Source organism: Peribacillus sp. FSL K6-5616 (assembly GCF_038008245.1).
Taxonomy (GTDB): Bacteria; Bacillota; Bacilli; order Bacillales; family DSM-1321; genus Peribacillus; species Peribacillus frigoritolerans.
Genome location: NZ_JBBOYT010000001.1, coordinates 3711644 through 3725455, shown reverse-complemented (window position 1 = coordinate 3725455; position 13812 = coordinate 3711644). Strand labels below are relative to the sequence as shown.

The window sequence follows — 13812 nt, the reverse complement described above, 5'->3', positions numbered from 1 at the left end:
CCGATTAACCAAATGAGAATAATAAATATCTGAAGCCTATGATACATCATCCGTTGATTTTTTACCAGAAGAAAATAATTTATTTTTGACTTTTCAAGTAATTCATGTATTTATCTTTATTCAGGAACTGGATTTGAGGGAACAATAAAGGGATGCTGGATCAAGCTAGGGTATAAATCTTCATCTATCTATTTATCAGGAAGGATAAGCCCTTTGTTTTCTTGAATGATAGATTAGGCCGCATAGGCTTAGCGTTTTTTTTGAAAGGGTGGAAGAATGATGGATATATACATTGACAGGCTTAATGAACGGGATGCACAAGCGTTATTTGCATATGAATGCAATAATAGAAGGTTTTTCGAACAAACGGTCCCAGGACGGGGTGATGATTATTATAGCTTTGGAACGTTTGGAATCAGGCATAAGGAATTATTAAAAGAACAAGAAGAGGCCATCTCCTCTTTTTATTTGATTAAGGATGGTTCAGGCATAATCGTCGGCAGGATTAATCTTGTGGATATCGACCCCGTCAATGGTACGGCTCATGTCGGTTATAGAATCGGTGAAGCGTTTACGCAAAAAGGGATTGCGAATGAAGCTTTAAAGCTATTGGTGAAGCTGGCGCCGGATTTGAATGTGACGCAAATACAGGCCAAAACGACAAGTGACAATATCGCCTCCCAAAAGGTTTTGGTGAAAAACGGTTTTGAACGGATTTCGATTAATGAGGAAATTAGTGCGGATTCGGGTCAAAAGCTAACATTCTTCCATTATAGTAGGAACCTTTAAATCCATTTTCTTCTATATAATAGAACGCACTCCATTTTTTTTATTGTGAAAAGAGGGGGAGTATACTATACTAACGTTGTATTTAATGTTTGGAAAATTTTGCGAAGTTCATATATTTGCCGCTGGGTGCCTTTGTGTGAACAAAGGGTAACAGGGAATCGGGTGCAAATCCCGAGTGGTCGCGCCACTGTAACCAAGGAGTTTTCTTTCAGGATGTCACTTGACCGTCAGTCAGGGAAGACGAAAGGAAATGTTGATCTGGAAGCCAGGAGACCTACCTAGTAGGCATCACCGATTTTTCCTTCGCTGAGAGGAGAGGTGTTCGAGAGTAAGAAAAGGCGGACTTAGGTCCTTCCTTATTTTTTTGCCTATACTCGTAACTCCATTCTTTGTTAAAAGGATTGGAGTTTTTTTGTGTTTTTTTTGAAGGAGGAATCATCATTGGAAGAGTCATTGGTTAGAAGCTCATTGAAAGAGAATGAGGATATGCTTGACCATTTTGAGAGAAATGCCAAGCGCAGGTTTCGTTTCCTGCTATTTTTCTTGCTTTGCATCCTTTTATTATCGATTACATTCGCTGTTACCCTTGGGCCAGTTAAGATGTCAGCAATGACGGTTTGGAAGATCGCCTTAGGGCATCTGCCTTTTATCGGTGATTCCCTGGAAGGGAATGGGAGTATCGCACAAGAGCGGATCATTTGGGATATCCGTCTGCCCCGTGTATTGCTCGGTGCGGTGGTAGGTGCGGGGTTATCCGTAGTGGGTGTCGTCATCCAGGCCTTGGTGCGCAATTCACTCGCAGATCCGTATATCCTGGGCATTTCATCTGGTTCTTCCGTTGCGGCAACCCTTGTCATTCTCTTTGGGGCGCTGCCTATATTCGGTCAATATGCGTTGTCATTCGGTGCCTTCCTGGGGGCCATGGCTGCGATGCTTTCCGTTTATTTATTGGCTCAAGTGGGAGGGAGAATCCAAACGACAAGGCTGTTATTGGCGGGTGTAGCCATTTCGATGATCATGTCTGCCGTCACTAATTTCATTGTCACACTCGCACCAAAAGATTCCGGCATCCGTGAAGCGATGTTTTGGATGATGGGCAGCTTAGCGGGTGCAAAATGGGAATACATACCGATTCCAGCGGTTGTAGTGCTTGGGGTTTCCTTGTTCCTTATCGTCCAATCCCGCTCCCTCAATATCTTATTGATGGGCGAAGAGGTCGCCGCGACGCTCGGGGTCAATATGGAAGCCTTCCGTAAAGTTCTGATTATCATGACTTCCCTTGTTACGGGGACTGTTGTTGCTGTAAGCGGCTCGATTGGGTTCATCGGTCTGGTCGTACCGCATTTGGCCCGGCTATTGGTCGGGACAGACCATAAACGTGTTCTATCATGCAGCATATTGATTGGCATGATTCTCGTCATTTGGTCAGATGTATGTGCCCGGCTGGTCCTGGCACCTCAAGAACTTCCGATTGGCGTTGTCACCGCACTTTGCGGAGGGCCATTCTTCATTTGGCTTTTGCGGCGAAGTTCATATTCATTTGGAGGTGGGGGAAAGTGAAATTAGCCATTGAAGAAGTGTCCTATTCAATTCTGGACACACCTATCATTGAGGATATATCCCTGCATATAAAAACTGGCCAGTTCGTTGGGCTGATCGGCCCGAATGGGAGCGGGAAATCCACTTTATTAAAAAATGCTTCCCGGATATTGGAGCCGCATACGGGATCTGTTCACCTCGACGGCCGAGACCTTTACCGGCTTACACAGAAACAAACAGCCCGGGAAATGGCGGTTGTCAGCCAGGAAACATCCCTGACCTTTGACTTTAGTGTACAAGAGATGGTTTGGATGGGACGCCACCCCCATAAGCGGTTATTTCAGGGAGATACGGAGAAAGATAGACGAATCGTCAATCATGCATTAGCTCGCGTCGAAATGAATGGATTTGAAGAAAGGAGTTTCATGAGCTTGTCGGGTGGGGAGAAACAACGTGTCCTTATAGCGCGTGCCCTTGCCCAGGAGGCGAACATCATCATCCTGGATGAACCAACGAATCATTTGGACATCAGGCATCAGCTCCAATTGCTGGACCTTGTAAAAAAGCTGGACGTTACTGTCTTGACTGCCCTGCATGATATAAATTTGGCAGCCATGTATTGTGATTATATATATGTCATCCAAAATGGCCAAGTGATCACATCCGGAACACCAGAAGCTGTCTTGACGACAACAATGATAAGGAACGTGTTCGGCGTGGAAACGGAAATCGGCATACACCCGGTCACGGAAAAGACGCATATCACCTTTTTAGCACATATATAAAAAACAATGGATTCGAGGGGAAATATATGACTGGTTACCGAAAGATTTTGTTAAGCATCAGTTTATTGGCAATGATGATATTGGCCGCTTGCAATAACTCCGAGGAAGCTTCAAAGGACGGAGGCAAACCGAGTGAAAAAGGTGGAAAAGAAACGGTGGTCATCACGAATCTGGATCATGAATCCACCTATGCAGAGGCCCCGAAACGTGCGGTTTCGCTAAATCAGCATGCGACGGAAATCATGCTTGCATTGGGGTTGCAGGATTCAATGGCAGGTACGGCTTATTTGGATGACGAAATTTTGCCAAAGTATAAAGAGGCCTATGAAACGGTGCCTGTGCTTTCCAAGGAATACCCATCAAAAGAAGTTTTCTTTGAAGCAGAGCCGGATTTTGCATATGCAGGCTGGAAAAGCGCCTTTACGGAACAAACATTAGGAACCGTCCAAGAGCTGAAAGAAGCCGGAATCAATACATATATCCATGAGTCTTCCAATACGTCAACACCGACTATGGAAGATGTGTATAAAGATATTGAGAATATTGGCCGCATCTTTCAAGTGGAAGAAAAAGCAGCGGAAGTCATCGGAGAGATGCAACAGGATATAAAAGAAACCACAGCAAAAATCGAAACGGCAGGCAAACCCAAAAACGTTTTCGTATATGACAGCGGTGAAGAAGTACCGAGAACGGCAGCGAAAAATAATTACATGACAGGGATCATTTCCATGGCTGGCGGCCAGAACATTTTTGGCGATACGGAAGGGGGATGGCCTGAGGTCAGCTGGGAAGAAGTCGTCGATCGGAATCCGGATGTCATTGCCATCATTGATTACGGCGACATCCCCATAAAGCAAAAAGAAACATTCTTATTAAATAAAAGTGAACTGGCGGATGTACCGGCCATTCGAAATAAAGCAATCATCGTGCTTCCTCTTTCAGCGGGCGCGGAAGGGATTCGTGCACCCATAGCCTTACGGAATGTAGCGGAAGGACTATATCCCGATAAGTTTTAAAAACCGACCAGGCGGATGATGAACAAAAGACCCGAATAATCGACATGAATGAAACATGTCCTTGTTCGGGTCTTCCTATATCAATTAGAAGGATAATAGGATTGGTATCTTGAATAATTTGTATGGCAGATCATAATTCGTAAAAATAAGGTTATAGGAGAAGGAGAATCTAATATGATAGAAGGTTTATATGAAGCCCATTTACCAGTCAAGAACCTGGACATCTCTATGGATTTTTATAAGAAAATAGGCTTGAAACTAGCTTGGAGGGATGAAGATACTGCCTTCTTTTGGATCGAGGAAAACAAAAGCTGGGTCGGCTTATGGGAAGGGAAGGAATATCAAACTCCATACCACCCTTCACTAAGGCATATCGCCTTTCGGGTAACTTATGATAATATGAAAAATGTATTAACTTGGCTCAAATCCTTGCAAATTGAAGTCGTCCCCTTTGGAAAAAGGACAACGATTGAACCATTTGTGCGTCCGAACCAAGGAAACGCTTCCGTCTATTTCAATGATCCCGATGGCAATAGTCTCGAACTTATGTGTTCGATAAAAGTCCCTGATGCATATAAGCATATGACCGAAAAACTTTCGCTTGAAGAATGGGAAGAACTATTAACCAGGTGAACTTTGTAAAGGGAAATTTCCCCCGCCCAGTCTCAATCATTAATTTTCTATATAAGTATGAGCAATCAATATGGAAAGGCCTAGGGTATAAATGTAGATGTTTAAAATTAGAGTGAACTTATTAACTCAAATGACATTGCTTATCATATTCGTTGTTTTCATCAGTACCTTACTTGTGAGCATTCTATTCTCTACACTGCTGGAAGACATCGTCGAAAACCATATGGGTAAGCAAGCAATGACGGTTGCCAAATTAGCGGCTCAAAATCCAACGATCATCCAGGGATTTAACGATGAACAGCCCTCAAAGGTGATTCAACCCGCATCAGAACTGATTCGTCAAACAACAGGGGCCGATTATGTAACCATTGCGAATCATAAAGGACTGCGATACTCTCATCCCAATCCAGAATATATCGGAAAGCCCACGGCTACTAGTAATGATGCAGTACTCAATGAACACAAAGCAATTATTTATCAAGGAAATGGGATATCGGGACCAGCGATTAAAGCTAAGGCGCCTATCTGGAATGATAAAGGGGAAGTTATCGGTGTTTCATCTGTAGGGTTTTTGGTAGAGAATGTGCAAGATCAGCTATCCAATTATAAAATGAAGATTATTCATTTGTCACTTATCCCAATCAGTGTAGGAATCGTGTGGGCAATATTTATAGCGCGACGCTTAAAAAAGCTTATTTTAGGTCTGGAGCCTGAGGAAATTTCCTTTCTTTTTCAAGAAAGGGAAGCGACACTTGATGCCATCCGATATGCTACCATTACGATTAATATTGAAAAACAGGTTACTTCCATGAATAAAAGAGCACGTGAATTGTTTCATGATCATCAGCTTATGGTGGGAAAGCGGATTGTAAATGGACATTTAGAAAAACTCATCAAAATTGTAATCAGCACAAAAGAGGGACAGTTCAATCGCAAGTTACTCTTAGGCCAACAGCTATATATTTTGGATTTATCCCCTATCTTAAATCATAAGGACGTCAGGGGTATCGTTTTAACAATAAGGACAGTATCCGAAATTGAACAATTAACGGATGAATTTTCAGAAATCAAGGCCTTTTCAGAAAATATGCGGGCACAAAATCATGAGTTTTTAAATAAATTAAATACCATTTATGGATTACTTAGTTTAAAACAGTATGATAGGGCAATGAACATCATCTCTTCTGAAGTGAGAGAGAGGCAAGATATCATTTCGTTTCTTATGTCATCGGTAAAAGATCCTTTAATCGCCGCCTGTTTACTTGGAAAGATAAACCGTTCAAAAGAATTGCAGGTTTTCTTGGAAATCGAGCAGGAAAGCAATTTAAACAGTTCATTAAAACCTGAGGATTCCCATCACTTGGTTTCCGTTATTGGTAATATCATCGATAATGCGATGGAGGCAGCAAGGCAAAAGAACAAAAATAAGGGAAAGGTCAAAGTTTCGTTTACGGATTTAGGAAACGAAATCATATTTGATATCGAGGATAACGGTCCTGGTATCCCTCATGCAATGGAGGACATTATTTTTACAGATGGTTATACGACTAAAAATGGGGAAAATCATGGGATCGGTTTGGCCATTGTGAAAAACTCCATTGGTCTTTTAAGCGGTGAAATTTATATTGATCGCAGTTATTTGGGCGGGGCAAGATTTACACTCGTCTTCCCGAAGGATATAAAAGGAGAAAAGGAGGCGTGAGAATGTCCAAAGGGCCGATTACAGTTGTCATTGTTGAAGATGACGAGAATGCAGTGAATATATATAAACAATTTACGAATCAACTAGATCAATTTACTGTCATTGCTACAGCCAGCACAGGCAAGCAAGCACTGAATATACTGCATGCCGCACAACCAGACCTGATTTTATTGGATATCTTTTTACCTGATATGAATGGAATTGACCTTCTTCGGGAAATTAGGAGGGAATACCGGGGAATTGATGTAATTCTGATCACCGCCGCGAATGATACCGAAACAGTCAGTGAAGCGATTAGGGGAGGGGCTTTTGGTTACCTTATAAAACCGATCATTATCGATAAGCTTCTTGCGACGCTCAACCAATACGACATGACGAGACGGCAGCTGCATAATAGCAATTTAGTAAATCAAGATAAAGTGGATACTCTTTTTCGGACCATAAGTAATTCAAATACAGCAAATGATGTCCAAATAAATTCTCTTCCCAAAGGAATTGACAAACATACCCTGAAAATGGTCAGAAGCAAGATTCAAAACGTCAATGGCAGTTTAAACGCGGATGAACTGGGTCAACTTGTTGGAATAAGTTATTCAACCATGCGCAGATACCTGGAGTATTTAGTCTCCTGTAATGAAATGGAAGTTGAGGTTTTGTATGGAAGTGTCGGAAGGCCCGAAAGAAAATATAAAATAAAACACATGTAAATCCCAGTTGATGAAATTCGTTTTCATCAATGGGGTTTTTTCTATTTTAGGCGTGAAAAAAATGAAAAAAACTCTTATTACTTTCTTTATATGTGATTAAGGCTTAATGGATGATAGTCTCTAAAGAAAGCGCTATCAAAACAAGATGGTGATAAACAGAAGGGGGCTTGAAGATGTTATCCATTTTAGGATTTTCGATGATTGCAGTATTCATGTATTTAATTATGTCGAAGCGACTATCGGCACTAGTGGCCATTATGCTCGTTCCCATCATATTTGGAGTGATTGGAGGATTTTTTACAGAGCTGGGACCCATGATGCAGGAGGGTGTTGAAGGGATAGCTTCAACTGCCATAATGATTTTGTTTGCGATTTTATATTTTGGAATAATGATAGATTCCGGCTTATTTGATCCGCTTATTTCTAAAATATTGAAAATAGTAAAAGGAGATCCTTTAAAAATAGTTGTAGGAACCGCTATTCTCTCAATGACCGTCGCATTGGATGGGGACGGGACAACTACTTACATCATTACTGTCTCAGCGCTTTTACCCCTTTATAAGCGTCTGGGCATGAACAAAATCATATTAGCCACTGTTGCGATGTTATCCATGGGTGTAATGAATATGACACCGTGGGGGGGAGCTTCCGCTATGGCGATGGCATCGTTGAACCTTGACGCATCGGAGTTGTTCTTGCCTATGATTCCTGTCATGGGATTTGGCCTAATTTGGGTTCTTGTCGTGGCTTTTATATTGGGAAAAGGGGAACGAAAGAGATTGGGCGTAGTGGAGATCCAGCATGATCACAGAAATGAAGGGAACTCGGCGGCCAATTCCGAGTTAGCGGCAACAACGGTTTCCCGTGATTATCGCAGGCCGAAATTAGTCTGGTTCAACTTCATTTTAACGATTGTGCTGATGGCATCATTAATCATTGATTTTATGTCTTTGACCATTTTATTCATGATTGCTTTTGCCATCGCGTTATTGGTCAATTATCCTGATTTGAAAGATCAGCAGGATAGAATCGCCGTTCATTCGAAAAATGCATTGGCCGTCGTTTCTATTGTCATTGCAGCCGGGATTTTTACCGGCATCATGTCTGGAACGAAAATGATTGATGCAATGGCCCTTACGTTGGTCTCATTAATCCCGGAATCTTTCGGACCATTTTTACCGGTTATAGTTGCGTATGCCAGTGCCCCTTTTACTTTCTTTATGTCAAATAATGCTTTCTATTTTGGCGTACTTCCCATTATCGCACAAGCCGCTGATGCTTATGGAATTAGCGCGGCAGAAATAGGGCGCGCCTCATTAATAGGGCAGCCAATACACGTATTGAGTCCTTTGGTAGCTGCAGCACATTTGCTAATAGGTTTAGTTGGCACTGACTTCGGTGATTTACAGCGGTTTGCCGTGAAATGGGCATTAGGGACTGTCACGGTCATGACAATAGCGGCGATAATCCTGGGAGTCATTTAGTAAAAGGAATGGTTACTCTATCGTGCAGATCGGCAAATCGATATTTTATAATGGAGGATTTTCAATGTGGATCATCACACTCTATAAACGCAGGGATATTGTAATGTATGAATTTGAAACAGAACAAGCAGCAAGGGACGTTTTCTGTAATATACAGGGCAATAAGATTCTTTCAGAAGTTATTTACTTTAATGACCCAGGTTTAGCATGATGATAGCAATGTCCTTCAAGACTATGCTTACATTGTTTACCCCGAAAAGCTTAGGCTTTATTGGGGTTTTCCCATTATTTTAAACTTTTAACAATGATTCTTGTGGTAATCTTCGCCAGATTCATGACAGTATCCAGTCTTGTTTCATTTAGAGACTGTTTGGGCAAAAGGGGGTCTAAATAATTTACGACGGCCTTTAGGTGATAATCACCCAATTCAGGTAAGGATCTTTTCATCGCTTCACCAGGGCTAAAAGGACCTTTTGTCAGAATAATAGAACCGATTTGATGATAACCGCCTAAACAAGCATCGATACCAAAAATAAAGGGATTTTTAAATTGCTTTTTTATTTCTTTCAAAACACTTTTCAAATTAAGGGCGTGTACAGGTTCTGCGAGTGTTCCGAAGACATGATGAGGGATTTGGTTTTCTCTTAGCATCGTCCCTACTAAAGGCCCGAATGAATCTCCTGTGGACCGATCTGAGCCAATGCATAAAAAGATGATCTCTTTGGACGTTGACCGAAGAACTCCTGCGATCCGAAAAGACATTTCGTCCATTTCTCCCTCTGTATCCAACGTATAGTTGCAATCCTGCATTTCTTTTTTTGTCTCCCCATTTTTCCTGCCACCAAAAGGATACATGCCTACACCCCCTAGAGTACCGTGATCTTGAATAAAGTATAACATGATTATGGAAATCACTTGCTCCCCTCTAATGATTAATTTCAGATTTCTTGTTTATTTGTATTTTGTTAATATATAGATTAATTGGGTTTTTTGATAAAATGAAAACAAGAAAATATACTGTATGAAACTTTTGATTTTAAAAAAGGCAGAGCCAGTGTTTTATAGAAGGAAGTGTAAGAATGCAATTAACGAATAACGATAGTATCCATAATCAATTACGTGCAGACTGTGAGAATTGTTTTGGTTTGTGCTGTGTAGCCCTGCCTTATGCAAAGTCTGCTGATTTTGCATTTGATAAAGATGGAGGTACACCATGTTCAAACCTTCAATCCGATTATCGTTGCGGCATCCATGAAAATCTCAGAGCAAAAGGGTATAAAGGCTGCACGGTATATGAATGCTTCGGTGCCGGTCAAAAGGTATCCCAGCTTACCTATGATGGAAACGATTGGAGGGACAACCCCGCATCAGCAAAGGAAATGTTCGAAGTTTTTCCAATTATGCAACAACTGCATGAAATGCTTTGCTACTTAAATGAAGCACTTAATTTAGAAGATGCCCAACCTCTTCACCGGGAATTGCAGGCCGCTTTTGAAGACACGGAATATCTCACTAAACAAAGTCCAAAGTCTATCATGAACCTGAATGTACCAGCTCATAGAACGATCGTTAACGATTTACTCCTGCGCACAAGTGAAATGGTACGTGCAAAGGTTTCATTTAAGAAAAATAAGAAAAAGCCGAACAAAATAGGCAGGGGAAGTGACCTGATGGGTGCAAAGTTGAGAGGCGCTGACCTTAGAGGAGCGAACTTAAGAGGGGCTTTGCTTATTGCATCCGACCTCAGGGAAGCCGACATGAGAGTGGCGGACCTGATCGGTGCAGACTTTAGGGACGCCGATTTAAGCGGTGCCGATCTCACCGGAAGTTTCTTCATCACACAAGCACAGATCAACTCGGCTAAAGGCGACACGAAGACAAAATTACCGCACTCATTAATGATTCCCGATCATTGGAGGTAGAAGGATGTTTCATTCATGAGTAAAGCGCGAAACTCACGAGTAAAAGTGCCAAACTCACGAGTAAAAGTGCCAAACTTACGAGTAAAAGCGCGAAACTCACGAGTAAAGCGTAAAACTCACGAGTAAAAGCGCGAAACTCGCGAGTAAAAGCGCGAAACTCACGAGTAAAGCGTAAAACTCACGAGTAAAAGCGCGAAACTCGCGAGTAAAAGCGCGAAACTCACGAGTAAAGCCGAAACTCACGAGTAAAAGTGCCAAACTTACGAGTAAAAGCGTGAAACTCACCAGTAAAAGCGCGAAACTCACGAGTAAAAGTGCCAAACTCACGAGTAAAAGTGCCAAACTTACGAGTAAAAGCGTGAAACTCACGAGTAAAGCGCCAAATTCACGAGTAAAAGTGCCAAACTCACGAGTAAAAGCGCGAAATTCATGAGTAAAGCCCAAACTCACGAGTAAAAGCGCGAAACCCGCGAGTAAATGCGTAAAACTTACGAGTAATGGGAAATTTACTACATAGTGCATGAACATCAATAGCGGACAAGTAAATTGGATTTGACTTTAATCCGAAGCTTTTACAAAGAGAGAACTCTACCAACAGCGATTCTTCATTAGGAAGGATCGTCTTTTAAATTTGGGCGGGAAATTTTCATTTTTCCTTTGACTCTGACGTTGCGTGATACCTTAATGTAAATGATATCGAAAGGAGGTAAGAAGCAGTGGCAATGAAAGTGAAGGAGCTAGCCGATTTGGTTGGCATTAGTGTGCGGACACTGCATTATTATGATGGAATCGGGTTATTATCGCCGGAGGAAATAACCGATGCAGGTTATCGGCTTTATTCGAATGATAATCTTGAGATGTTGCAGCAAATCCTGTTTTTCAGGGAACTTGGCATGCCATTAAAGGAAATAAAACAAATGGTAAACAGCTCTTCGTTTGATAAACAAGATGCGTTAAAGCAACATCAAAAAATGTTACTGGAGAAACGCAGTCAGCTCGATAAATTAATTAAGACGGTCGAAAAATCGATCAAACATATGAAAGGGGAAATTCAGATGACGAATAAAGAGAAATTTGAAGGATTTGACTTCAGTCAGAATCCATATGAAGAAGAGGCTCGCAAGCTTTGGGGGGATAAAGCTGTCGATGAGTCGAAGGCTAAAGTGGCGGGCATGTCCAAAGATGCACAGAAAGTTGTATCGGAGATCTATTTAAAACTTGCGGCAATCCGAGATGCTTCGCCTAAGTCGGAGGAGGCACAAGAGGCCATTAAAGAATGGTATGATTGTTTGAACAATAACTTCGGCACATACTCGCTGGATGCTTTCAAAGGATTAGGTCAAATGTACGTGGACGATCAACGCTTCACCAAAAATATCGATCAATACGGTGAAGGATTGGCAAAATTCATGTGTGATGCGATGGGGCATTTTGCTGATGCTAACAAAAATTGAATCTCAAGATTAAGAAATTTCAAAATAAGAAGGTCGCTCCGGCAACCTTCTTATTGGAGCTGGATATCAGGCAATAGCCAACCCCTATGGTCTATACCCGTATGAAAAATTGAATATGAATATGAAAAGTAAAAAAACGGCCAAAGATGGAATGAAACTAATTAGCACCCATCCCTTCGCTTCCTTACTTTTCACACTTGTGAACCATTTAAAATAAATGAACAGGAGAATGATTAAAAAGGACCATGAATAATAACCAGTCATCGTGTCAACCCAGGCTGAATTTTTATCCCAGTAGGCGTCAGGCACAGGAGTGATATTTTCATACCGTTCATCAATTTTATTTTTTGTGGTAATGAAGATATAGGAAATGACAGAGTAATAAACGACAATGGCGGCTTTTACCAACCAGGGTATGAATCTATTGGAAACGATTAAAAAGATGATGGCCAGAAACACGAATAACTCGATATATAGCTCCAAAATAAAAACACCTCCATTTTATATAGTATAATGATTATGTAAAAATTCCCATTATATTATGGTAGACTGCGAGGTACTGGTTAAAATGGAACTTTGGAAAATCAGTCAAAAGGTTTCGGAGCTAAGCGATGTGATTCCTTATTATTTTTTTAGTCTAGTTTCTTCCTGTCTGTCGCTTTCCACGGTGTTGGTTGTATTCAGCCTGGGTACCTGGGGAGTGATTGGCATTATCGTGATTTCTTTTTATGTCGTTATCCCTTATTTATTATTTGCTGTTCCGGTACAGGTCCTTTTCAATAAACATCCTAAAAAATTCAGTTTAAACTATTTTTGCCTTTATATTTTTTTCTCTTTGCCGGCCGTATTCATTTATAGTTCGGTGCTTAATTTTGACTTCAGCATGGATATTTTAACTACAAAGAATTTCTATGCAATCAGCCTTTTAGCGGCACTGTTTTTATGGTTTTGGGATTTCGGTCTTTTTACAAAAAAAAGCTCTCAGACAAACAAAAGGGACCGGTTAAATGGTCCCTTCCAACATTATTTCTTTAGCAAGTTTACGATTTCTTTAGCTTTTTCTAATGTAACTCCTTCGATGATACTGTTGTTTTTTCGAACAGCCGTACCGAAATGATAGTGACCGGTATGCAGTTCGGAATGGATAGAAAGGATATTATCCTTATTCAATCCGCTTCCAACCAGTATGGCTATGTCGCCGCAGACTCTTTTCATTTGTTGAATCGTTTTCATGCGGCTAGGGAAATCCCCATGCCCGCCTGAGGTCAATATCGTAGTGATTTCTGGATATTGTGCTAGCATTTCAGCTGAAATGACAGGGTCGTGCGTATCATCGATGGCTCGGTGGAATGTAATCTCCAAACCTTCACATACGGTCAATAGTTCTTCGAGGTATGGTCGATTGATTTCATTTTTTTCATTTAATGCACCTAATACGACCCCGTTCGCTCCCAGTGATCGAATGATTTGGATATCTTTTTTCATGATTTCCAAATCCTTTTGCGTATAGCAAAAAGACTGGCTGTGAGGCCTTACCATCACGTTGACTGGTATCTTCACTGAATTGACGACAGCTTCTATCAGGGCGTGGCTTGGAGTTAATCCACCCTCGGCCAAAGAACTGACAAGCTCGATTCGGTCTGCGCCCGATTCTTCGATTATTAGGGCATCTTCTATCGTTGTGGCAATGAATTCAATGTACATTGGATTTTCCTTTCCTGCATGCAAGTGTTATATGAATATTAAATCCATTAAAAATCGTAAAGTCAATTCATTAATAG

16 protein-coding genes, 1 pseudogene and 1 riboswitch are annotated in these 13812 nt (G+C 41.2%); of the genes and pseudogenes, 13 read left to right on the top strand and 4 right to left on the bottom strand.

Translation table 11 applies throughout. The annotated features are described in order from the left end of the window. Positions 1–279: 279 nt before the first annotated feature. The 9 genes from MHB45_RS17915 (at position 280) to MHB45_RS17875 (ending at position 8866) form a co-directional block, all read left to right on the top strand. Entirely contained in the window at positions 280–789 is a 510-nt protein-coding gene (locus tag MHB45_RS17915) for a GNAT family N-acetyltransferase (RefSeq protein ID WP_072273438.1), read from the top strand. A 108-nt stretch (positions 790–897) separates the two neighbouring features. Then, a riboswitch (cobalamin riboswitch) is annotated at positions 898–1085 on the top strand. Positions 1086–1275: 190 nt separating this feature from the next. Further along, positions 1276–2349, top strand: a complete 1074-nt coding sequence (locus MHB45_RS17910) for a FecCD family ABC transporter permease (RefSeq protein WP_048679542.1) — start codon at positions 1276–1278, stop codon at positions 2347–2349. Next, a complete protein-coding gene (locus MHB45_RS17905) occupies positions 2346–3113 on the top strand; it encodes a heme ABC transporter ATP-binding protein (protein ID WP_048679474.1) in 768 nt (255 codons plus the stop codon). Before MHB45_RS17910 ends, MHB45_RS17905 begins: the two co-directional genes overlap by 4 nt. Positions 3114–3139: 26 nt before the next feature. After that, positions 3140–4129: an ABC transporter substrate-binding protein gene (locus tag MHB45_RS17900; RefSeq protein WP_048679471.1), complete on the top strand. Its 990-nt coding sequence runs from the start codon at positions 3140–3142 to the stop codon at positions 4127–4129. 174 nt (positions 4130–4303) lie between these two features. After that, positions 4304–4762: a VOC family protein gene (locus tag MHB45_RS17895; protein ID WP_072273437.1), complete on the top strand. Its 459-nt coding sequence runs from the start codon at positions 4304–4306 to the stop codon at positions 4760–4762. Between the two features lie 97 nt (positions 4763–4859). Beyond that, on the top strand, positions 4860–6464 hold the full coding sequence (locus MHB45_RS17890; protein ID WP_048679467.1) for an ATP-binding protein: 1605 nt from the start codon (positions 4860–4862) through the stop codon (positions 6462–6464). Positions 6465–6466: 2 nt separating this feature from the next. Further along, positions 6467–7171, top strand: a complete 705-nt coding sequence (locus tag MHB45_RS17885) for a response regulator (RefSeq protein WP_063594537.1) — start codon at positions 6467–6469, stop codon at positions 7169–7171. A 173-nt stretch (positions 7172–7344) separates the two neighbouring features. Beyond that, entirely contained in the window at positions 7345–8655 is a 1311-nt protein-coding gene (locus MHB45_RS17880) for a CitMHS family transporter (protein ID WP_048679459.1), read from the top strand. 64 nt (positions 8656–8719) lie between these two features. Next, entirely contained in the window at positions 8720–8866 is a 147-nt protein-coding gene (locus MHB45_RS17875; protein ID WP_176702874.1) for a hypothetical protein, read from the top strand. Between the two features lie 74 nt (positions 8867–8940). Here the strand turns inward: MHB45_RS17875 and yyaC are convergent, their stop codons facing one another. Then, on the bottom strand, positions 8941–9510 hold the full coding sequence (gene yyaC / locus MHB45_RS17870; RefSeq protein ID WP_048679455.1) for a spore protease YyaC: 570 nt from the start codon (positions 9508–9510) through the stop codon (positions 8941–8943). A gap of 224 nt (positions 9511–9734) precedes the next feature. Between yyaC and MHB45_RS17865 the strand changes: the two genes are divergently transcribed. Both MHB45_RS17865 and MHB45_RS28340 read left to right on the top strand, forming a co-directional pair. Next, positions 9735–10577, top strand: a complete 843-nt coding sequence (locus tag MHB45_RS17865) for a pentapeptide repeat-containing protein (protein ID WP_072273436.1) — start codon at positions 9735–9737, stop codon at positions 10575–10577. 59 nt (positions 10578–10636) lie between these two features. Next, a pseudogene (locus MHB45_RS28340) lies at positions 10637–10690 on the top strand (hypothetical protein); the annotation flags it as partial. Here MHB45_RS28340 and MHB45_RS17860 read toward each other — a convergent pair. After that, positions 10674–11099: a hypothetical protein gene (locus tag MHB45_RS17860; RefSeq protein WP_161922247.1), complete on the bottom strand. Its 426-nt coding sequence runs from the start codon at positions 11097–11099 to the stop codon at positions 10674–10676. The pseudogene MHB45_RS28340 and the gene MHB45_RS17860 sit on opposite strands and share 17 nt — an antisense overlap. Before the next feature lie 194 nt (positions 11100–11293). On the opposite strand from MHB45_RS17860, the gene MHB45_RS17855 reads away from it, so the two are divergent. Beyond that, entirely contained in the window at positions 11294–12031 is a 738-nt protein-coding gene (locus MHB45_RS17855; RefSeq protein WP_202186345.1) for a MerR family transcriptional regulator, read from the top strand. A gap of 84 nt (positions 12032–12115) precedes the next feature. Here MHB45_RS17855 and MHB45_RS17850 read toward each other — a convergent pair whose 3' ends face one another. Further along, complete coding sequence (locus tag MHB45_RS17850) at positions 12116–12514, bottom strand: hypothetical protein (protein WP_340908027.1); 399 nt, start codon at positions 12512–12514, stop codon at positions 12116–12118. A gap of 58 nt (positions 12515–12572) precedes the next feature. Between MHB45_RS17850 and MHB45_RS28335 the strand changes: the two genes are divergently transcribed. Further along, complete coding sequence (locus MHB45_RS28335; protein ID WP_375543404.1) at positions 12573–13148, top strand: UPF0715 family protein; 576 nt, start codon at positions 12573–12575, stop codon at positions 13146–13148. Here the strand turns inward: MHB45_RS28335 and MHB45_RS17845 are convergent. Further along, entirely contained in the window at positions 13055–13735 is a 681-nt protein-coding gene (locus MHB45_RS17845) for a copper homeostasis protein CutC (RefSeq protein WP_202186343.1), read from the bottom strand. The genes MHB45_RS28335 and MHB45_RS17845 overlap by 94 nt on opposite strands. Positions 13736–13812: the final 77 nt, after the last annotated feature.

Excerpts from the sequence above, each read along its gene's own strand:
- MHB45_RS17915 (WP_072273438.1), top strand. The coding sequence starts at position 280 with ATGGATATATACATTGACAGGCTTAATGAACGGGATGCACAAGCGTTA.
- MHB45_RS17910 (WP_048679542.1), top strand. The coding sequence starts at position 1,276 with ATGCTTGACCATTTTGAGAGAAATGCCAAGCGCAGGTTTCGTTTCCTG.
- MHB45_RS17900 (WP_048679471.1), top strand. The coding sequence starts at position 3,140 with ATGACTGGTTACCGAAAGATTTTGTTAAGCATCAGTTTATTGGCAATG.
- MHB45_RS17895 (WP_072273437.1), top strand. The coding sequence starts at position 4,304 with ATGATAGAAGGTTTATATGAAGCCCATTTACCAGTCAAGAACCTGGAC.
- MHB45_RS17890 (WP_048679467.1), top strand. The coding sequence starts at position 4,860 with ATGTTTAAAATTAGAGTGAACTTATTAACTCAAATGACATTGCTTATC.
- MHB45_RS17885 (WP_063594537.1), top strand. The coding sequence starts at position 6,467 with ATGTCCAAAGGGCCGATTACAGTTGTCATTGTTGAAGATGACGAGAAT.
- MHB45_RS17880 (WP_048679459.1), top strand. The coding sequence starts at position 7,345 with ATGTTATCCATTTTAGGATTTTCGATGATTGCAGTATTCATGTATTTA.
- MHB45_RS17875 (WP_176702874.1), top strand. The coding sequence starts at position 8,720 with ATGTGGATCATCACACTCTATAAACGCAGGGATATTGTAATGTATGAA.
- yyaC (WP_048679455.1), bottom strand. The coding sequence starts at position 9,510 with ATGTATCCTTTTGGTGGCAGGAAAAATGGGGAGACAAAAAAAGAAATG.
- MHB45_RS17865 (WP_072273436.1), top strand. The coding sequence starts at position 9,735 with ATGCAATTAACGAATAACGATAGTATCCATAATCAATTACGTGCAGAC.
- MHB45_RS17860 (WP_161922247.1), bottom strand. The coding sequence starts at position 11,099 with ATGCACTATGTAGTAAATTTCCCATTACTCGTAAGTTTTACGCATTTA.
- MHB45_RS28335 (WP_375543404.1), top strand. The coding sequence starts at position 12,573 with ATGGTAGACTGCGAGGTACTGGTTAAAATGGAACTTTGGAAAATCAGT.
- MHB45_RS17845 (WP_202186343.1), bottom strand. The coding sequence starts at position 13,735 with ATGTACATTGAATTCATTGCCACAACGATAGAAGATGCCCTAATAATC.